General features: G+C 40.2%; 17 protein-coding genes. 4 read left to right on the top strand and 13 right to left on the bottom strand.

Going from position 1 to position 19627, the window contains the following annotated elements:
* Positions 1–49: 49 nt before the first annotated feature.
* Together ACFG4S_RS23055 and infC are read right to left on the bottom strand one after the other, a co-directional pair.
* On the bottom strand, positions 50–3082 hold the full coding sequence (locus tag ACFG4S_RS23055) for an MFS transporter (RefSeq protein WP_392531315.1): 3033 nt from the start codon (positions 3080–3082) through the stop codon (positions 50–52).
* A gap of 303 nt (positions 3083–3385) precedes the next feature.
* Positions 3386–3919, bottom strand: a complete 534-nt coding sequence (gene infC / locus ACFG4S_RS23050; RefSeq protein WP_392531314.1) for a translation initiation factor IF-3 — start codon at positions 3917–3919, stop codon at positions 3386–3388.
* A 536-nt stretch (positions 3920–4455) separates the two neighbouring features.
* On the opposite strand from infC, the gene ACFG4S_RS23045 reads away from it, so the two are divergent.
* Positions 4456–6237, top strand: coding sequence for a protein kinase (locus ACFG4S_RS23045; RefSeq protein ID WP_392531313.1), 1782 nt, complete (start codon positions 4456–4458; stop codon positions 6235–6237).
* A 10-nt stretch (positions 6238–6247) separates the two neighbouring features.
* On the opposite strand, the gene ACFG4S_RS23040 is transcribed toward ACFG4S_RS23045, so the two are convergent.
* On the bottom strand, positions 6248–6547 hold the full coding sequence (locus ACFG4S_RS23040) for a 30S ribosomal protein PSRP-3 (RefSeq protein WP_392531312.1): 300 nt from the start codon (positions 6545–6547) through the stop codon (positions 6248–6250).
* A gap of 352 nt (positions 6548–6899) precedes the next feature.
* On the opposite strand from ACFG4S_RS23040, the gene ACFG4S_RS23035 reads away from it, so the two are divergent.
* The 3 genes from ACFG4S_RS23035 (at position 6900) to map (ending at position 9293) form a co-directional block, all read left to right on the top strand.
* Positions 6900–7367 (top strand): DUF29 domain-containing protein, encoded by a 468-nt coding sequence (locus ACFG4S_RS23035; RefSeq protein WP_392531311.1) that lies wholly within the window; start codon positions 6900–6902, stop codon positions 7365–7367.
* Between the two features lie 47 nt (positions 7368–7414).
* Entirely contained in the window at positions 7415–8209 is a 795-nt protein-coding gene (locus tag ACFG4S_RS23030) for a TIGR01548 family HAD-type hydrolase (RefSeq protein ID WP_392531310.1), read from the top strand.
* Positions 8210–8465: 256 nt separating this feature from the next.
* Positions 8466–9293, top strand: a complete 828-nt coding sequence (map, locus tag ACFG4S_RS23025) for a type I methionyl aminopeptidase (protein ID WP_392531309.1) — start codon at positions 8466–8468, stop codon at positions 9291–9293.
* 76 nt (positions 9294–9369) lie between these two features.
* Here the strand turns inward: map and ACFG4S_RS23020 are convergent, their stop codons facing one another.
* The 10 genes from ACFG4S_RS23020 to ACFG4S_RS22975 form a co-directional block, all read right to left on the bottom strand.
* Positions 9370–9627 (bottom strand): hypothetical protein, encoded by a 258-nt coding sequence (locus ACFG4S_RS23020; RefSeq protein ID WP_392531308.1) that lies wholly within the window; start codon positions 9625–9627, stop codon positions 9370–9372.
* 64 nt (positions 9628–9691) lie between these two features.
* Positions 9692–9931, bottom strand: a complete 240-nt coding sequence (locus tag ACFG4S_RS23015; protein WP_392531307.1) for a hypothetical protein — start codon at positions 9929–9931, stop codon at positions 9692–9694.
* Positions 9932–10041: 110 nt separating this feature from the next.
* Positions 10042–10626 (bottom strand): hypothetical protein, encoded by a 585-nt coding sequence (locus tag ACFG4S_RS23010; RefSeq protein WP_392531306.1) that lies wholly within the window; start codon positions 10624–10626, stop codon positions 10042–10044.
* A 182-nt stretch (positions 10627–10808) separates the two neighbouring features.
* Positions 10809–12386 carry a hypothetical protein gene (locus ACFG4S_RS23005; RefSeq protein WP_392531305.1) on the bottom strand — a complete coding sequence of 526 codons (1578 nt, stop codon included), beginning with the start codon at positions 12384–12386 and terminating at the stop codon, positions 10809–10811.
* Between the two features lie 8 nt (positions 12387–12394).
* On the bottom strand, positions 12395–13087 hold the full coding sequence (locus ACFG4S_RS23000) for a hypothetical protein (protein ID WP_392531304.1): 693 nt from the start codon (positions 13085–13087) through the stop codon (positions 12395–12397).
* An 81-nt stretch (positions 13088–13168) separates the two neighbouring features.
* Positions 13169–13993: a hypothetical protein gene (locus tag ACFG4S_RS22995; RefSeq protein ID WP_392531303.1), complete on the bottom strand. Its 825-nt coding sequence runs from the start codon at positions 13991–13993 to the stop codon at positions 13169–13171.
* A gap of 105 nt (positions 13994–14098) precedes the next feature.
* Entirely contained in the window at positions 14099–15148 is a 1050-nt protein-coding gene (locus ACFG4S_RS22990; protein ID WP_392531302.1) for a hypothetical protein, read from the bottom strand.
* Positions 15149–15390: 242 nt separating this feature from the next.
* Positions 15391–16173, bottom strand: a complete 783-nt coding sequence (locus ACFG4S_RS22985) for a hypothetical protein (protein ID WP_392531301.1) — start codon at positions 16171–16173, stop codon at positions 15391–15393.
* Positions 16174–16540: 367 nt separating this feature from the next.
* Complete coding sequence (locus ACFG4S_RS22980; protein WP_392531300.1) at positions 16541–19288, bottom strand: hypothetical protein; 2748 nt, start codon at positions 19286–19288, stop codon at positions 16541–16543.
* Positions 19242–19613 carry a hypothetical protein gene (locus tag ACFG4S_RS22975; protein ID WP_392531299.1) on the bottom strand — a complete coding sequence of 124 codons (372 nt, stop codon included), beginning with the start codon at positions 19611–19613 and terminating at the stop codon, positions 19242–19244. The genes ACFG4S_RS22980 and ACFG4S_RS22975 overlap by 47 nt, the downstream gene beginning before the upstream one ends.
* Between the last annotated feature and the right edge of the window lie 14 nt (positions 19614–19627).

The following is a 19627-nucleotide window of genomic DNA, read 5'->3' as shown; positions in this document are numbered from 1 at the left end:
TGTTCCTAATGCCCTATGCTCAATGAATATTATTCTGATTACTGAATTCTTACATTTTTCTGTTATCAAGTCTTTGGGAATTGTAATTTTTGAATTGGTATTTTTCAAGCAACTCCTTAACTTGAGCAGCTACCAAAGGGTGTGGATCGTTTTGCAGTTGCGGTAGGATTTGGAAGAGGACGCGTTGGGAAACCATATTTAGGTAGGCGATCGCCGCTTCTCGAACGAAGCCTGTTGGATGACGCAAACTCGCTAAAATTTCTGAGCTTGTTAACCGGATGCGAGAAACTTGAGCAAAGTGAAAACAGCAAGCTAGACACCAGTCAGAAAGCAAATTACCCAATAATAGCAATCTGTGGAGGCGATCGCTAACTAACATATTTTCGTATTCCACGATCTTTGCTTCCACAAGATGTTGCAATTTTTCTGGCTCTGTTCGATTATCTAAAATATTCAGCAATAAAGACTTTGAAGACAAAGTAATGGTATGTTCTAAGATTTCTAACCCCCGCGCTAAGTTCACCACTGAGAGCGATCGTAAATTAAACGCTGCTGCTTGCATCTTTTCTGGCGAATAAAGCAGCCTCAGTAGCATTAGTAATCGTTCTTTGACATCGAATTCTAATTCTCGCAGGGCGCGTTGTAGTAACTCCGAGACAATCAAAATCCTCTCACTTGATTGATAATTTTCTTGTTTATCTGGTGTTTGAAAGTCTATATAGGCAGCGTAAATCTCCCCTAAAAATTTTAATTCCTGCCGAATTAAATTTTCTACACGACTTTCATAAAATCGATCTCCTAAACCTTTAATTCCTGGTTGTTTGTGTATCTTGAGTAAGCTGTGGAGTATATGATCCCTGGTAGTACCCCAAGATGTTTCTAAATTTTCCCATAAAGTCTCAATTGCCTCTTGGGTACCAACTTGAGCAATGGTACGCCAAGCGTACATCCGCACTACTTCTGGTTTGTAAATATTCTTAGCCAACTGCAACAACATCTCTAGGGCTTCGTTTTCCAGTCGCACGAGGGCTAACATTGCTGTACTGCGGGTTGATTTATAGTAAAGTGCGGCGATTAGTGCTGAATAGTAGTCCTCTAAATGAGTGGCTGCAATCATTTCTAAAACTGCACAGCGCACCCGCAACGACTCGTCTTGCAACAAATTCGGGATGTGAATTCGCAACGCTTGCAAATAAACTGCTTCTCTGAGCGCTCTAACTCCATTCACTCGTTCTCGTTCTTGCTTATGAGTCAGCATTCGGCGCATGGTTTTAGTGGCTGCTACCTTTTGTATGGGCGTTCCCTGGCGTAAAACTAAAGCCGCGGCGGTGGCGCGGATGAGTGAGTTATGTCGAGAGTGCAGGTATTCTTCGAGGAGGCTTAAATTGGGATTGGGTTCAGCTAGCCAAATGTAGCGTAGCGCTAGGGCAAAAACTTCGGGGTTGGTTTCTTGGGGTTGTTCTAATAAAGGACGGATGGCGGGTAGATAAACCGGATTTGCACCTTCCATCAGCATCACTTCCAAACTTTGGCATTGCAAACTTGGGGTTAACTTGACTAATAAAGGTGCTAAAACTTCCGCTGCTCCTTGGGAATCAATTTGGGCTAAAAGTTCAATGCAAGAGCGTTTATCTGCGTCGTTGCCTTTTTCAGCTAAAGCTTTGACTACACCCTGCTTAAAGAATTTTAGACCAACAGTTGTGGCACTCAGTTGACCCCGTGCCACACTTAACACTAACAAGTCAACATAGCGCGATCGCAATTCCCAAACTACCCTCAAACAGGTGCCAGTTATCAGCATTGTTTCTGCTACTAAGACCCATTTTTGCAGTGCCTCAGGGACAAATTGCCCAGAGAATAATAAAGTGCCAAAAATTACTAAGCCTGTCAATCCTGTAGCGATCGCTTCGGCGGTTCCGCCCGATAAAGTCTGCATCCGGCTGCGAATTGCCTCTGGAATTGGTTGATACAGGATGGGACCACTACTCATGACAAACGTGTAGCGCAAAAGTTCATCACAAAATTTGACAACTATCAGACCCCAGAAAAAACTTTGTGATTGTATGGCTGGAATTAAATGCAGCAATACCAGCACCCCTGGTAGTAAAAAGCCTATGGTGATTGGTAAAAGCGTAGCGGTGAAAAATACTCCCATCCGTTCAATGAGTCGGCTGGAAATAAACCACTGTAGCAATAACTCACACAATCCCAACATGCCACCAAATAGACCCAAGAAACTAGCTAGTTCTCGGTCACTCAAATTTAATTTGAGTTCGCGCAGATATTGAAAATCTACTAATAATCCAATAACCTGCAACAAACCCACAAAGGCAAACAACTGCCAAACATAACGCTTCAAAGGACTTTTGAGAAAACGCTGTCGTGAAACTTGTTCTTCAGAAATTACTCTTTGTGGAGTTTCCGGAAAAGCTGCTCGATACTGATGAGTTAAATAGAATAAAACCGCCGATCCCAATAAAATCACCACACAGGCAATAAGAATCACTTTATTCAGTCTGGCGTACTGCACCAACCAAGGCAAACTAAAACCACTGATGACATCTGCTACTAGTAGACCACTACTAACCAGTGGGTAAGTGCGCTTAATCTCTCGAATATTAAATAGTTGGTTGGCAACAATGGAGGTATTGAGGTCATTGACTACATAAAGTGCATCTACCCACAGCCGCAGCAGAAAAACTGAAATAACTGCTAGGTATGAAACATGGACTCCCCAACGTAATAAAACTAATAAAATTAATGGCGTTACCATACAAGGTGCGATCGCCACAATCACCTGGCGTAAAGGAAAAATCTTTTGCAGCCAAGAATATAAAAAAACCAGTCCTGTACTCATCACAGCACTAGCAACATACATCCAAGGTAGTAGATTAGTCCCATATTGATCTAAAAACAGTGCCACTGTACTGTCCTCTGCCCACCGCAATCCTACAGATACAGTTGTGTAAAATACGAACATCATCCAAGTTCGTTTGCTCTCCTCTGGTCGGAGATTTACCCAGTGTAGAAGTCGTGGTAAAGCAACTCTATTTGCAGCCAACCAGTGATTTTTCAGTTCCATGCAGTTTTAGTTTCTGGTAGTATCACCACGTATTGGGCATTGGGCATTAGGAGTGTTGAGTTAGGAGTTAAGAGTTAGGAGTTTTGTTTGTCCCCCTGCCTCCTCAGCCCCCTCATCCCCTGGACATGACAAAAGTTCTGAGCAACTGAGTATTATGTTTCCCACTCTCCCCTCAGGACTATCGATTTGAGATAAATTTAAATCACTTCAGAGGTAGGAACATATCCAAAGGAAAAATCAAAAAATCCCCTGACTTCTAGTCAAGGGATTTTCAAACTTCGTTTATTGATTCAGTTGAGAAGATTATTTTTTGGGCGATATCAGCATCATCATATTTCGCCCTTCTTTTTTAGGCGCTTGCTGAAGTTCACCAAATGGCTCAAGATCTGTTGCCATTCGTTTGAGCAAATCTTCTGCGAGATCGCTGTGTTGAATTTCTCGACCCCGAAACATCACAGTAGCTTTGACTTTATCACCATCTTTCAAAAAGCGCTCTGCTTGCTTAACACGCACGTTATAGTCGTGTTCTTCTATCTTGTAGCGCATCTTAACTTCCTTGACATCAGCCGTGTGCTGCTTCTTCCGGGCTTCCCGCGCCTTTTTCTCTTGCTCAAACTTGTATTTCCCGTAGTCCATAATCCGACAAACTGGCGGGTCAGCTTTGTCACTGAGTAGCACCAAATCTAGTTCTTTTTCTTCTGCTAGTTGTATTGCTTCTTGTGGGGTCATAATTCCCAATTGGGCGCCATCAGTGTCAATGACCCGAATTTTCGGGAAGCGAATTCGCTCGTTAATTTGGGGCAGATCGCGAGTTCTTTTTTTCTCAATCACAGACATTATGATTTGTAGGAGCTCTTAATGAAGGATTTGGGGTGGTTTTGATTGGTATGCCTTTGAGGCAAAATACTGAAATAACTTAGAACTGAAAACATAGTCTACAGTTCTAGGGTAACTAATCCATAAAATAGTTGCGTCCTTGTATTTGTCATTCTACTCATTCTGAGAGAACTTCCGGCAAGAGTTAATCTAAATTACACATGTTCGCTGAATGTTAAGTATTGTGAAAATTATTTGTCAATACCTAGAACATTGATTTGAACAGATGGATCTCTAGAATAGCAAGATTATAGATACAGAGGATCTAACAAATCATAATGTAAGATATTGAGTTACGCAGGGTAATATTAATAATTTTTATAATAAAGAGTATTGACAAACTTACTTAAATATATTTTTTAGTTATCTTTAAGAAGTGTACAACAACCTTAGATACAGGACTATGACAGAGTATTACTGTTCTGTGTCAATTTAACCCTTGGCGATGTTTTTGTGGGGTCGGTAAAATTGCCCACGCTGTAACTATCAGGAAAATTTTGCTTTTACAAGGACGTTATCGTTTAATTAAACGGATTGGTAAAGGGGAATTCTGCAAAACCTTTGCGGCTGTAGATGAAGGTGAGTTTCCTCCGGTTGCTTGCGTCGTTCAGGAATTCTCGCCAGAACACGAAATATCAAACTGTTTTGAGGAAAAAGCACAGCAGTTAAAAGAATTAGGAAAACATCGCCAAATTCCGACTTTATTGACTTATTTCCACCAAAAACAGCGCTTTTATTTAGTGCAGGAGTTTATTGCGGGTACAAATTTAGCTCAGGTGGTTGAAGAGGAGGGTGCTTTTAATGAAACTCAGATTTGGCAGATTTTAGCGGATTTGTTGCCAGTTTTTCAGTTTATTAGCGATCGCAACATTATCCACCGCGATATTAAACCCCAAAATATCATTCGTAGAACACCCCCTAACTCTGAAGGTATAGGAAATTTAGTCATAGTCGATTTTAGCAGCGCAAAAATCGTCACACAAATTGATTGGCTAACAGACGAAAAGACTATTGGTAGTCCAGAATATGCTGCACCAGAGCAAACCAAAGGACAAGCTATTTTTGCTAGCGATCTTTATAGTCTTGGCGTAACTTGCATTTATCTACTTACCCAAATTTCTCCATTTGATTTATTTGATATTGCTAATAATTGCTGGGTTTGGCAAGATTATCTGACTAATAAAAACGATATTTGGCGACAAGATACAAAGTCTTTTCACTTGAAAAAAATACTCGAAAAGTTATTACAAAATACGATTAGCCAGCGCTTTAAATCAGCTAATGAAGTCATGCAAGCAATGGGTATACAATGTAAAAATGAAAGTTTGGAATTACAAAATCATCTGTGGCACTGTTCATATACTTTGACTGGACATGCTGCTGTATTGAGTAGCGTGAACGCTCTTGCCTTCTACCCTCAAGGTAAAATTTTAGCGAGTACTAATGATGACAAAAATATCAAATTGTGGGATTTAAATAAGAAAAAACTTATAGCTAGTTTATCGGGACATCGCCAAGCTGTAAAATCAGTTGCTTTCAGTCCTGATGGGAAAATTTTGGCGACTGCTAGCGATGATAAAACTATTAAATTGTGGCATATCAGCACATTAAAAGAAATCTGCACTCTATTGGGACACTCTCACGCTGTGAAATCAGTTGCTTTCAGTGCAAATGGGCAGATTCTTGCTAGTGGTAGCTGGGATAAAACAATAAAACTTTGGAATGTAAATACTGGTGCTGAAATTTGTACCTTAACTGGACATCAATTAAAGGTAAATTCAGTAGCATTTAGTCCCCAAGGAGAGATTCTCGCCAGCGCTAGTTATGACAGAACAATTCGCCTGTGGCAGAACAATTCCGAGAGAGAATTTAAAAACTGCCCATGCTATACCTTGTTAGGCACCCTTTCAGGTCATGCATGGGCAGTTCTAACAGTCGCTTTTAGTCCTGATGGAAAAATTTTAGCGACGGGTAGTGACGATAACACTATTAAATTGTGGGAAGTGAACACTGGTCAGCTAATTAGTACACTTCTAGGCCATTCCTGGTCTGTAGTCGCTTTAGCTTTCACTGCCGATGGCGAAACCCTGATTAGTGGAAGTTGGGACAAGACAGTTAAACTCTGGAGAGTAAATACAGCAGAAGAGATTATTACTCTATCTGGTCATACAGACTCAATCTCTGCCATTGCTGTTAACCCTGTTGCACAACTAATAGCAAGTGGCAGCAGGGATAAAACTATCAAACTCTGGCAGCTTGTAGAACAGCAGGGGAGCTAATTTTGTAGTATCAAGCGCTACCAGTGAAGGCAACTTCCGGAAATTTCAACTGGGCTTCAGCCATTGGGCGGTTTCTGCCTTCTTCTTGCCAGTAGTTAATCACTTCTGTTGCTTTGTTAAGCAACTCGACGCGATCGAGGTCAGTAATCCAATGTTTGGACTCTAGTTCCTTTTTTAACTCTTCCCAGGCATCATGTCTAGGCCAGAAAAAGTACTTGGTTAAAGGGCTGGTGCCTTTACCGACAATTTGATCGACTGCTAGAGCAACGTTTTCGTCTAACCACAGAATTTTCAAAATAAACTTGGTCAATCACACCTCCGGGAATTTCCGGGCATTACTTAACTAGGATAGCGATCGCTTATTTTAACGCAATACTCTATCAAATGACCAAATACTAATGGGGGATGGGGCATTGAGTAGTAGCAGTTATCTTTCTGGAATAATCTCCCTTGAGGCTAGAGCTAGGGTGTTGACTCTGGTTTTTGAACAAAATGGCGATCGCACCCGATCTAAAATAGGACTGACGCTGAATCAATCTCCCAACCTCGTTAAAAAATTAGCTCTTAGCGTTCTCGCAATTTATGGGACTAGGTTTTAGGTTTTCAGTGCCTAAGTTCCGTAAAAGATTTTGCTGTTCATTTTGATTTCAAAGCGAAGTGACATGACTGCTCAACTACCCCAATCTCCAATCACATCTGATTCAGATTTATATGAGCAAGACTTTTACCTGTGGATTCAAACCACGGCAGAACTGCTCAAGCAAAAGAATTTTACACAACTGGATTTAGACAACCTGATTGAAGAAATTCAAACAATGGGTAGGAGTGAAAAGAAAGCACTCAGAAGCAATTTGGAAGTGGTGCTGATGCATCTATTAAAGTATAAATATCAAGCCGAGAAACGCTCTGGTAGTTGGCGAGCAACAATTCGGGAGCATCGTAAACGCATCAGACAAGCCTTGGAAGAAAGTCCTAGCCTTAAGCCCTATTTAGATGAGGTTTTCGGGCAGTGTTATGAGGATGCTAAACTCTTAGCTGCCGATGAAACTGAATTGGCTCTAGCTATCTTCCCGGAACAATCTCCCTTTACACTAGAGCAAGTTCTCGAATCTGATTTTTTACCTGAGTGAAGAGCGCACCCCTTATGATGGGGTAAAATTATTTTTCTTGATACCGCATGACTCAACAAACTTCTAGAAAAGCGATCGTTGTTTTCGATATTGATGGCGTTGTCCGCGATGTTAGTGGTTCCTATCGCCGAGCGATCGCAGATACTGTAGAATACTTTACAAATACTGGATATCGTCCAACACCCGTAGATATTGACCAACTAAAATCGGAAGGTGTGTGGAATAACGATTGGGAAGCATCCCAGGAATTAATTTATCGCTACTTTGAAACCCAAGAACAGACCCGCGAGCAACTGCAACTAGATTACAATGCGATCGTTGCTTTTTTTCAATCGCGTTACCGAGGGACAGATCCCAACAATTTGACGGGGTATATTTGTCAAGAACCGTTATTATTACAACCTAGCTATTTAGAGGAACTTAGCCAAGCAGGGATTCCTTGGGGATTTTTTAGCGGGGCTACTCGTGTTTCGGCTAACTATGTCTTAGAAAAACGCCTGGGCTTGCAATCTCCAGTGTTGATTGCAATGGAAGATGCACCAGGTAAACCAGATCCCACTGGACTTTTTACCACAGTCCGTCAATTAGAAAATGGAATTGAGGAAAAATTAGCGATCGTCTATGTGGGAGATACAGTAGCAGATATGTATACTATCGAGAAGGCACGAAATCTAGATTCTAGTCGTACTTGGATTGGTGTAGGGGTTTTACCGCCCCATGTACAGGAAACAGCCGCGCGGGGTGATGCTTACGCTGAAACACTGCTAGCAGCTGGAGCCGCGATCGTTTTGCCTAATGTACAACAATTGACCCCAAAACAGATTGACAAATTAATTAGCTAATGTATAGGCTCTTTGTTTTCAGATAAGGGCGATCGCCATAACAGATTATGTGGGTGAAAATAAGCTAATTTAAATATAGATATTATTTCTCAATTAACCAACAGTGCTTACCCAAACAATAGCCAAAACCATTGTTTGCAGATAGAGACAATTATTCATCAATTGCTTCTACCTAAAGCTTTTAGTTTTCCATAAGTCCTAATTTAGAAAAGCATTCACACTTAAGCTGCAAAGCGCCAGTAATTATTAATTTCCCATGAACATTTTCAGTAACTTACTTTCTCAAGCAACTCAGCCTACACCTGCGAAAAAACAACGCCGAGGAATTGAAATTAAATCGCCGCGTGAAATTGAAATCATGCGACAATCAGCGAAAATTGTGGCAACTGTACTCAAAGAAATTTCCGAGTTAGTAAAGCCAGGAATGACCACGGCTGATTTAGATGCTTATGCAGAAAAACGCATCCGCGAAATGGGCGCAACACCGAGTTTTAAAGGATATCATGGTTTTCCAGGTTCTATTTGCTCCAGCATTAACAATGAAGTAGTACATGGTATTCCTAGTCCTAAGAAAGTAATTCGCGTGGGGGATGTATTAAAAGTAGATACAGGCGCTTATTATCAAGGCTTTCATGGTGATTCTTGCATTACAATTGCTGTGGGTGAAGTGACTCCACTAGCCGCAAAACTAATTCGTATAGCAGAAGAAGCTTTATATAAGGGCATTGAACAAGTTAAGGCTGGTGTATACCTACTGGACTTGGCTGGGCCAATTGAAGACCATGTGAAAGCTAACGGCTTTAGTATAGTTGAAGAGTTTACCGGACATGGTGTCGGTCGTAACTTGCATGAAGAACCTTCTGTATTCAACTTTCGTACCCGTGAACTGCCAAATGTTAAACTGCGTGCGGGGATGACTCTAGCAATTGAGCCAATTGTGAATGCAGGTTCTAGACATACACGGACATTATCCGATCGTTGGACAGCTGTGACTGTAGATAATGCTTTGTCGGCTCAGTTTGAGCATACAGTATTGGTGACTGAGACTGGTTATGAGATTTTAACTGACCGTTCTCAGGTTTAATCAGTAATTCAAATTTAGATGTGGTTGAGGGAGGTGAAACGCCAAAACAAGGCGATTTGCCTCTTCTTGTTCGAGTTTATGAATTAACGTTCCCTTTCATTAAACGGTGAATCAGACGGCAAGGCCAAAAGAAAGCTCCACAAATACTTACTGAGGCAATAGCAACGATAATTCGCCAACTAAAACTAGGGGAATTGCCAGACTCCAAGGGTTGAGCTTGTGTATTTTTAACTAGTTCTGGCGCAGAATGAGATAGCTGACTGGCTGTACTCACCCCTTCAATCGCCGCTCCAATTAGATAAGCTACCAGGGCAATTATTAGCCAGTGATTCATTATGTTGCACTATTTGAACTGTGAGCGTATTCTTGGCAGTAAACAATCATTTTGGTTTCTCGTCTCAATGATTGCCGCCTTGCCCTAATGATAATCTACCTTCAGCCGTATCGCGTATTAGAGGCAGTTTAGATTTTATATAAGTATTGAGGGTGCTATCTACTTGTGCGTCAAGTCCTTGCTTGGCTTTTAACTGCTGGAGAAGCAATTGTACTAAAGCCGCATCGTCAAACTGAAGCAGTGTGTTGACCTGGGTAGACTCGATTACAGCCCAGAGCTGTTGCATCATTTTCGCAGTGATCATGAGTCTGTAACCTCTTAAGCTTTTCTTTATATTTGCACGAATTTAGAATTTATGGTTGGTTTTGATCTGAATATTTGTAAAGATGTAACCTAAAAACCTCTGAGTCACCCCTATGGCTTATTCCGAGAATCTATGGCACAAGATGGTTGCTTAGCAGAAGGAGGATCGGGATAAATTGCTAAAGTGTGATAATCCGGACTATTTTGTTCATATATCACTCGAAAAGTATACAACTTGTTTTGACCTTGACCTTCCGTAACAACTGTTAAAAGTGTATTGCTTGTAGTAGGAAGTCCAGGAATGTTGAGTTTGGGAATTCGCCTAAGTTGAATTACATTCGCTGCTGAGTTTTTACAATCTCCAGTATTAGTGTTGGGTTTTGCACCAAATTGCATACATACTGGCCCATCAAAATCGATGGTTACTTGCGATGGATCGTTTAACCAAACTTTCTTAATTACTTCTCCAGATGGAATAAAACTTAAGTTTGTTCCTTGTTGATAGGAAACATTGAGTGTAGGTATTACTCCTCCTAAACCCTGTGCTTGGCAAGAAAACATGGAACGAAGAACCGCATTATTAGCTATTGCACGACCTACCAATAAGAACATACTAACCGAGAAAATTAAGGAAGCTATAGGTAGGAAATAAGAATTATCTGGATTATTTCCTGGTAACTTATTATTATTTTTCATGGTTGCAATTGGGAAGATTGGTAGATATAACGGGGGTAGAAGGCAAAAACTATTTAAGCTATTGAACTTTTAAATAGGCAATTTGAAAGAAGGCTCTTTGAGTTATATTTAGCTTGGTAAAAATCAAATATTAGTCCTATGTTACTCAATCACAAATCTCAAATAGGGATAAATCCTAACTCCTAAAATTGTGTTGCTTGATTAACATATATTTCAATATTTGTACCTGCTGGCAAAAACCAAACGTTAGTTTGTTGCGACATTTGGGCGATCGCCTGTTGATTGCGTTGGGCAATCTGAGGTACTACAGAGTTCAAACCACCTTCCAGGACTCCAGCCGCAAGATTGTCTTTGGTGTTGCTATTGCTAACAACTGTGCTACCACCATTGATGGTGACAACTTGTCCATCAGTACGATTTGCTAGCTCTGCGGCTTTACCAATACCTCCCAAAACGAATAGCCCTAAATCCATTGATGCTATAGACGAACTTTGGCTAGGAAATCTATTGGCGATTAAAGGTTTACCTTGGGTACCGCGAACAATAATTGTATTGTTGGGTAAGCTTCGTTCTGTAAGGTTACCCTGATTTTGGGAGATCAGTTTGACTACGTTCATCTGCACAAGACCTTGTTCGGAAATAGAACGAATTTCAGTCAGGAATTCAGTGTTTGCAGGGAGAGCGATCGCACCATCAGTAGATTTGAGCGGTTGTTTCAATCGGATTACAAATACGTTTTTATCTCCCTCTCCTTCGTTGTTGTTATTGTTATTGCCTCCTCTAGTTGTTTCTCCAAATATCGCTGTCGCTAACACAGCTTTAGCACTAGTTCCTACCGCTACAGATTTCTGTCCTTGTGGTTGTGCTTGCCCGATTACAGGAGTTCCCTGTTGTTGGGTTTGATCGGGATTGGGGTTTGGTGTAGCTTGAGGTGGCTGCATCTCGTTTGCAGGAGGTTGAGGTACAGCTGCGATGTTATTAGGTTGTTCGGTGACATTGACTTGACCATAGCTACCTAACTTTGCCAACCTTGCCCACTCATCAAGGGGGCTTGGTGGGGATGGTGGAGTGATGTTAACTACCGGTTGAGTGTTTGGCCTGAGAACTGGTAGTTGGGGTATTGGCAAAGGTTGAGTAGCAGGTACTCTGACGATACGCTCAACTGTAACTGGTTGAGGGACGTAAACTGTTGGTGCAGGTGTTGGGATCACTTGTGGTCTCCTTCTGGAAGAAACTGATGGTTCTACCAAGGCTACTGTAGTCGTTGATTTTGGAATTCTCAGCTGTTCTTGGGCGGCTTTGACTAACTCTGTTTGTTCAGTCAAGGCTAATTTAGTTTTGAGAGTATCGATTTCCCCTTCTAGCTGTTCAGAGGTTGATTGATTAGTTGGCTGCGATCGCACTTGTGGGGAAACAAGATTATTCTTGGGCTTTTGACTGCTGCTACCCATCAATTGTGACAAAAACACACCAGCCACCAAAACTACTGCTAATGTCACAGCGCCGACTAAACCCAACTTGGCAAAGGGGTTAGATGAGAGGGGTTGTTCTGTCTTAACTTCTTCCGGTTCAGACGACGGTTCTAATATTGCCGAGTCTTCTGATGCTTGGCGATGGCTAGAAGATTCTTCTTCAAAGCCAACCAACCTCGCCATCCGTGATTCCCAATCTAAAGATTCTACTTCTAGTTGGCGATCGTCGGGGGTGAGAGGAAATAGAGTTGGTGGAGGAGTTTCTGTCGGAATTGAATATTGAGTCATGGTAAAGCTTAGTTGGGATTTCCCGAACAATTTTTATCTTGGATTTCACAGACATTATAAATTTCTAGTCTGGCTTCACCAAGGCGGTAAACTGCCAGGTGCGATGGCAATGGTGCATTTGGCAGTGAAGTTGCTGGTTGATTTATTGCTCTAACTAAAATTTGTTTATTAAATGAAACCGATTTTCCCAATTTATCATAACTGCTAAAAATTAATTGGTTAGCAAGCATCTCCACTTTCCATTTGCCATCGCCTATTTTTGTTGGCTGAGAAATTTTTTGGATGACTAATACATTTTCACTTCCTCTATTAACATTTTCAAATTGGCTATCTGGATTTAAGTTAGTTAGTTGTGACTTCAGTTTTTGCTTAAAATTATCAGCTACTAGTTGAGAGCTAATTTCCCAGACTGTTGTGGGTGGCTGTTGCTGTGACCAAGTAAGCATTAAGCTCATACTTTCACCTACAAAGCGCCGAATGGTTTCTGGTTGTCGCTCTAAATTCTCTTGAGGGTCTGCTGTAATCACACGACCATCAACAAGTTGTACTAAACTCTGAGGTGTCAGTTGCCGGCCTAACTGTTGTAACATAGACCCATGAAATATTAGTAGAACTAAGGTAAATAGATGTAAACCAAATGTTCCTACTGCCAAGAGTGGCAAGGCGTTACTTTTCTTGTTTTCTGATTTAAATATTTGCATTAATAATTTTTTATTTTTATAGTAATTTCAGTATGAGTGTCAGAATTGAGCAGTCAGATTGTTTAGTAAATTAAAAAGCGATTATTTGACAAAGCTATCAGTTTTTCGTTGAGTTTGGCATTCTTTTAATTGAGCTTCATTTAAGTTGTTGTAGTTATCTATTAAACATAAGTTACGAATTTCATAAATTTCGAGTTTCTCAGATCGGATACTATAAATTGCTTTTTGCAGGTCGGTGCTAGTCTCAACTTCTGGATTAGCGAAATAATCTGTTGCACGCACCAGAAAATCTTTGTTAAAAGGAGTTATAACCTTTCTTCCATCCCCTCGATTTTGTTGAATTAAGTTTGCTACCATACCGACTCGCCATTTACCTGGTGCAATTTCTTTTGGTGGATAAACCCGCTTAATTACTAACTGCGATCTCATAGCTTGTCTGGGATTTTCTGCAAAAACTTCTGGCGGTGTAATTTCGGCAATTGTACTTAAGAAACCTTTGCGAAAATCTTCTGATAGGGCAAAACTAGCTATCCAACTGCTGGTAGTAATTTTTTGGCTACCGCCTTGAGGTGTTCTAATCAATATTCCTAAGTCAGATTTAGGACTTGCAACTTCTTCAATTTTTTGTGGCGGTAAAGTTCCAGACCAGTTAAACATTTCTATCATCGTTTTGCTGATGAATTGGCGAATTGCTTCTGGTTCTCTTTTTAAATCATCAATTTCAGCTACTTGTTTACCATCTATTAATTGCACAAAGTTGGGAGGTTTTCTGAGACTCAGTTGGCGAATAGTTATCCCTTGGAATAAAAATAAAAGTAACACTAATATATGCAAGCCGAAGGTAGCGATCGCGAAAATTGTTAAAACACTTGCTGTTCTTTGTCTTTTCTCTATTAAACGTACCATTCACTCACCTTTTTATCTAAAAAACTTCATTTATTATGTGTCATAATTTGCATATATTCAACACTCACTATATTCGCCAATCCTCAATCATTAATTTTAAATTTTTTATATTCTATCCCTGACTAAAGAAGCCGTATTGCTGATAGCACTGAAAACTGCAAACCCTCCAGCAGCAGCTACAACTAACGATAAAATTGGTGCTAAAACTCCTAGAAAAATCATGAACCACATTAAATCTGGATCGACATTAGGATTTTGACCTGGGCCATTGACAATCACTGCGGCAGTCAGAACGGCAATAATATTAAATGATATCTTGGCAATTCCAATAGATAAAAACCCGGTGAGCCATGCAAAAATGGGTTTACCAACTACAGGCAATAAAGATCCACCTAAAGCGATGGGACCTAAAGCTGCTATCAGTAACATTGTTGCTTCTATCAAATTTTGAAAGGCATATTGTAAGGAAACTAAAAAGTTTTTGATGCTCGTTTGGACTGTAGAACCTAACAAAGAATTAAATGAGGTTTCTGATACAATACCAGTGCCATATCTAATATTATCCACCTTAGTTTGTAGTCTAACTATCCAGTTTTTATTTCCGTATAAATTTCTGTATTGTTGCCAGAGAATATTGACTTTTTCGGTAGCTTTAGCAAAACATTGATTTTGTTGTTCGCCAGTAAGTGACTGACAAGGACGTAAGAAGGAACCTGCTACTTCTTCCGCAACACTCATGTTCAGTGCTTGCTGGTACATTTTATCGGCATCTGCTGTTAACAATACTTGCTGATTTGCAGTACCGATAAAATTTCTTAATCCCAGGGTCAGATTAGAAAGTATACTTCCATTCCCTGAATTATTTAAGAGTGTCACCACTACAAAAGGCCAAATTAAAGCCGATATTGGACGAGTATATTCGTAGGATAATAAGTCTTTGAGGAATTGTACCACAAAAAACAACAGGGTTCCGACTGCAAAGAAAATGCCAACATTTGTCAGCGCTCCATACAAGTTATTACTAGTATTATTTTGTAATAAATCTAGCCATTCCTTGTCCCAACCTTCGGCAATACTTTGGGAAGTTTCTGCACCATTATTAAGAATATTATCAATGCCTACTTCGGCAAAAATTAGTTGAATAGCAAGTTGCATTTTAAATTTATAGGTTGTTTTTTAGATTTATACTCTTTTTTTCGCAGGGTGATTGATGCTATCGCTAATACACCCTTACCAAATTACCGTGTATTGGATCACAACAATATGAGAATTTTTGGTTTTGCTGAAGTATTTCCAAATTTTACATTGGCGTCTACTCTTAGAGATAGTGAAGCAAAATTGCATGCAACTAAATTCATCCTGTTAATCAGCAACACCAAAGTTTGAATCGTAAAAGTCTACTTGTCAAATTTTCTACCAAATAAATCGATTTGAGAAGTAGCTCGCAAAAGTCGTGCTGCCTCGGTAGATGTTTCTACTCTGCGAGCGCGATTTGCCTCTTCTGCCTGTTGAGAAATATTTGCTAAATTTAAGTTAGAATATTGCAAAAACTCATTAGTTTGTACTGTCTGAGCAAATGTTTCGGCGACAATTTTTGCTTGCTCCTGTTGAATTTGAGTACTTTGTGATTGAGTCAGACCTAGCACTTCTGCTAATCCGGCAATACCACTAGTTACAAGAGCGGCATTACTAACAAGAGAATTTATCTTTGTTTGAATTTTACTGTCATCAGTAGCAATATTTTTTAAAGATTCTTCAGTATTTTGTAACTTCTCTTTTAAACGAATTTGTCCATTTTTACCCAGAATGCCTACCACTGCTCCACGGGTAATTACACGATTGAGTTCATTACTAAGTAAATTTCCCTGCACTGCTGCATTATTCTCAAAGCGGTTTGCTCTAGAGTCAAAATTATAAGAGAAGTTAATCAAGTTATCACGAACATTTTTACCCGCAGCAACGGGGTTAGGTATATTCAATACTCCATTTGCGTTATTGATAGCATCTCGACTCTGTGATTCTATAGGTTTTAAGTTGTCGCTCAAATTATTATATTGAAAGTAATCTTGCAAATCTGTGGAATATGATTGAAAATCAGTCCAAACCTGACCTAATTGTGCTGCTACAGGTAGGATTCCCATAAGTACCAAACTCAAAGTCAAAATGGCAGTTTTTTGCATATTTTTCTACCTCAAAAAAGTAGATTAATTTGTGTAATGAGTCAGGAATTTAGTGTGCTGAACGCTATGTGTGATTTATTTTTGAAACCCCGCTTCATTGTTTTCTTTCTTGATGTTAGTCTGCTGTTAGACAAGTAGAGAGAGGCTTTAATTTTTGCTCCCCAATGCTGTTAGCTTTGAGAGAAAGTTGCACGCAACGTTTGCTTAAGTTTTATGTAGGGACTTTTGTGGGGTGGATTCTTGTCCACCTTTGTTTACCGATGGGTAAGACGCCTACCCCACAATCAGTTTTTAGATTTTTTTTTATTTGCTAGTCCCTGATTAAGCTTTTAAATCAGTATTAACTGTTCACGGATACCCTCCCCAATTAACTACTACGTAGTGTAGCCACTAACTGACGCGCAAATGCAGAAATTGCTTCATATTTATCGCTGTGAAGTTGCATCATTTGGCTACGTGCAGTTTGTTCGTAAGGGTTATTAGCAACTGCTGCCAATTGTTCGTAACCTGGATAATAACGACAGAATGTATAAACACCGTTATCATCTAGTAGCCATTGGCTATAAATGCCTTCTTTGCGGGGAAAAAAGCTTTCTGAGGCATTACGAGCAATAATTTTGCGGGGATATTTTAAGATGTCTGCAAAACTATCCACTGCAACTGGTTGAATGCGTCCAATTAATCGTGTTGTTAAGTTTTGCAAAATTTTAGATGCAGCTTTAGATCTGGCGATGGTATCAGGATCTTGTGCTGATAAGATGACTCTGATACCGGCTTTGGCGCCATTGGCACAAATTCGACCAACTAAGTCAGAAATTTGCTCAAATTCAAATAAAATTGGGGCTTCGTCAATGAAGAATATAGAAGCTGGACTACTTAAGGCGCGTCGTAGTGCGGCTGAATAGGCACTTAAGGATAGTACGGCTGCATCTTCACTATCGGAGAGGTTTCTGAGAGCAAAAACCAAAAGTTGGGCATCAGTGGGAAAGCTGGATGGTGCAGAAATGGCTTGTCCAACGCGGCTAGAAAGCCAGAATCGCAAGCGCAACTGAATTTGACTGAGGCCGTCTTCGACTCTGCCACTGAGTGATTTCAACTCCAAATGTTCCGGGGAACAGAAAACCAGAAAATCTCTTAAGGTTGGGGTTTTTTGCCAAGCCAGAGAACCAAATCCCCCCGCCATCGCCTGTCGATATCGCTCTTGTATACCTTCATCAGCAAAGAAGACTTCTAAAGCTAGGTTGAGGAGCGATCGCACTGTTTGCGATAAAATTTGACTTTCGGTAGACGATCCTAAAACCATTGTCATTAAAGCTGATTCTAGGAAAGAGGTATAATCAACTAAGCGATCGCGTTGTTGTTCTGGATCTAGCGATCGTAAATCAGGCTGTTCAAATAAGTTATTCGATTGTTTGGAAATATCAAAATACGCCCCATTCCCCTCCATAAACTGGGTATAGTCGGTAAACGTAGATGTCCCATCGGGTTTAGGGAAATCTAGTGCCACTACCGGAATACCATGCGCCAAAGCCTGAGTTAAAATTCCTGATACCAATACCGATTTACCAGCACGAGTTGTCGCAAACAAAGCTAAATTTTTGTGTTGGTTAAACAAGTCTAAATGTACTGGTGTTCCGCCTTCTTCGGCAATCAATTCAAAGCCTTGTCTATCACCCCGTTTAGTTAAAACTAAAGGCATTAATCCAGGAACTTCACTGGTTAAATATAGTTGGCGACGATTAAAAGGTGTTGCTAACAAGCCTTCCCAAACTATTGGTAGAGTTTGTAGCCAAATTTTCCAGGCATACTCTGTTTCCCTAATTACCCTGGCTGGACGTTGAAAACAGTTTTCAATATATCTTGTGGCTTCATCTAATTTCTCGACAGTTGGACGATGTACCAAAATGACAACACTCGTATAAATCGGCACTGCACCTTCATATAATTGTTCTTGTGCTGCTACCGATTTCTTTAACTTTAATTGAGCATTGACATCAATAGTTTTACTTTTTTCTTGAGCCAAAATTGTCGTCATGTTTGACTGCTTCAGCACTCGTTGGAGAGTAGTTTTGACTACTGCTGGATTGGCGGCAGTCAATTCACAAAAAATCTCTGTATCTACTACTGCTTCTCTAGCTAACAATTCCCACAGGTAGCGCAGTTGAGCAGATTTATTTGGCCAACCTCCGGGTTTTTCCAGAAATGATAGTGCGCCAATATAACGATTGTTCACATTAACCCAACGGCGATCGGCACAAGGTACATTAGATTCCATCAACAAAGTTGTACCGTGGATATTCTCTATCAACAATTTACTACTAGCTAAGTCAGAATTAACTTCTTCGTGCAATCCATTTTCATCTAAAGTGATTAGCTGAGGAATCTCTATTGGCTGCGTATCATTAAACCTTTTCCAAATGTCCTCCCAGAGTTCATCAGCACTCAAAGCTTTGACATCTAAACCCATTTTGTTAGATAAAATTTGCTCCCAGCGCGAAAAACCCTGTTTGTAAGCATTGGTCATGACAGTTTCCAGGCGTTGGTTTTCTGCTTCTGAGAGTTCCCCTTTAAATTTCAACCACCATGATTCTGCTCTAACTAGAAGTTTTTCGATCCAATCATCAGCATTTTTGGAATTTCCTTCCACTGTGTAGGTAACATAAATCCGCAAAAATTTGGGCTTCCGAATCCCAGTACTAGTAAGCTCTTTAATTCTGGCTCTTTCTGCCATCAACAAATATTTAATATCTCGTGATGGCGCATTTCTAATGAGTGATGCTAATTCTTTTTGCCGTTCTTTGTCTGTACTAAAAGATCCTAAATGCAGTGTCATTCTTTCACCGCTAGGAATGTCTTTTAATCCGGCTTCAATATTATTAAAAAGCGTATCGATTTGTTCCGCTCTTAAAGTGGTATGAATTCCCTTACAGTCAAAACCAAAAACAAAGCAGAAGCGATCCTTTTGGATGCCTTTTGTCAACAGATAAGCGCCAATATCACGTCCATTCATGGAGACGCGCAACATTGTCGCCAGATGTAAGGCATCTTCAAATGGTGTTAATCTAGTTTCATTTCCGGCGACGCCGACGCTTTGTTTTCCGATTTTTTGCTTCATGGTTAACTTCTAATAAGCTTTGATAACGAGCAAAGCCTCTTGTCCAAGCGGGAACGCCAATAAACTTGCTTAAAAAGCTCCAACTTCTACCACCAGTTAATATCCACCAAGTTCCGATTCCCCAACCAGTCATTAGTACTATCCATAACCATTTTTGAAACTCTTCTTGGAAAAGACCACCAAAAATGCCATTGATAATCAGGTAGGAGGATAAAGCAATTACCGTCCAAGGAAGAATTTGATCGGCCGGAATTGGTCCTAATGAAGGTTGACTTCCCAGAACTTGATTAACTGGACGAAATTCTTGTTCCCGCTCTTCAGACATTGGAAATATCTTAA

This window comes from Nostoc sp. C117 (genome assembly GCF_043099735.1).
GTDB lineage: Bacteria > Cyanobacteriota > Cyanobacteriia > Cyanobacteriales > Nostocaceae > Nostoc.
The sequence above is the reverse complement of the archived record's forward strand: the minus strand, read 5'-3'. Positions and strand labels throughout refer to the sequence as shown.

What these genes read in the sequence shown, in the direction of transcription:
- ACFG4S_RS22975 (WP_392531299.1), bottom strand. Translation starts at nt 19,613, where the DNA reads ATGTCTGAAGAGCGGGAACAAGAATTTCGTCCAGTTAATCAAGTTCTG.
- ACFG4S_RS23000 (WP_392531304.1), bottom strand. Translation starts at nt 13,087, where the DNA reads ATGCAAATATTTAAATCAGAAAACAAGAAAAGTAACGCCTTGCCACTC.
- infC (WP_392531314.1), bottom strand. Translation starts at nt 3,919, where the DNA reads ATGTCTGTGATTGAGAAAAAAAGAACTCGCGATCTGCCCCAAATTAAC.
- ACFG4S_RS23010 (WP_392531306.1), bottom strand. Translation starts at nt 10,626, where the DNA reads ATGAAAAATAATAATAAGTTACCAGGAAATAATCCAGATAATTCTTAT.
- ACFG4S_RS23015 (WP_392531307.1), bottom strand. Translation starts at nt 9,931, where the DNA reads ATGATCACTGCGAAAATGATGCAACAGCTCTGGGCTGTAATCGAGTCT.
- ACFG4S_RS23020 (WP_392531308.1), bottom strand. Translation starts at nt 9,627, where the DNA reads ATGAATCACTGGCTAATAATTGCCCTGGTAGCTTATCTAATTGGAGCG.
- ACFG4S_RS23030 (WP_392531310.1), top strand. Translation starts at nt 7,415, where the DNA reads ATGACTCAACAAACTTCTAGAAAAGCGATCGTTGTTTTCGATATTGAT.
- map (WP_392531309.1), top strand. Translation starts at nt 8,466, where the DNA reads ATGAACATTTTCAGTAACTTACTTTCTCAAGCAACTCAGCCTACACCT.
- ACFG4S_RS22990 (WP_392531302.1), bottom strand. Translation starts at nt 15,148, where the DNA reads ATGCAACTTGCTATTCAACTAATTTTTGCCGAAGTAGGCATTGATAAT.
- ACFG4S_RS23035 (WP_392531311.1), top strand. Translation starts at nt 6,900, where the DNA reads ATGACTGCTCAACTACCCCAATCTCCAATCACATCTGATTCAGATTTA.
- ACFG4S_RS22985 (WP_392531301.1), bottom strand. Translation starts at nt 16,173, where the DNA reads ATGCAAAAAACTGCCATTTTGACTTTGAGTTTGGTACTTATGGGAATC.
- ACFG4S_RS22995 (WP_392531303.1), bottom strand. Translation starts at nt 13,993, where the DNA reads ATGGTACGTTTAATAGAGAAAAGACAAAGAACAGCAAGTGTTTTAACA.
- ACFG4S_RS23005 (WP_392531305.1), bottom strand. Translation starts at nt 12,386, where the DNA reads ATGACTCAATATTCAATTCCGACAGAAACTCCTCCACCAACTCTATTT.
- ACFG4S_RS22980 (WP_392531300.1), bottom strand. Translation starts at nt 19,288, where the DNA reads ATGAAGCAAAAAATCGGAAAACAAAGCGTCGGCGTCGCCGGAAATGAA.
- ACFG4S_RS23055 (WP_392531315.1), bottom strand. Translation starts at nt 3,082, where the DNA reads ATGGAACTGAAAAATCACTGGTTGGCTGCAAATAGAGTTGCTTTACCA.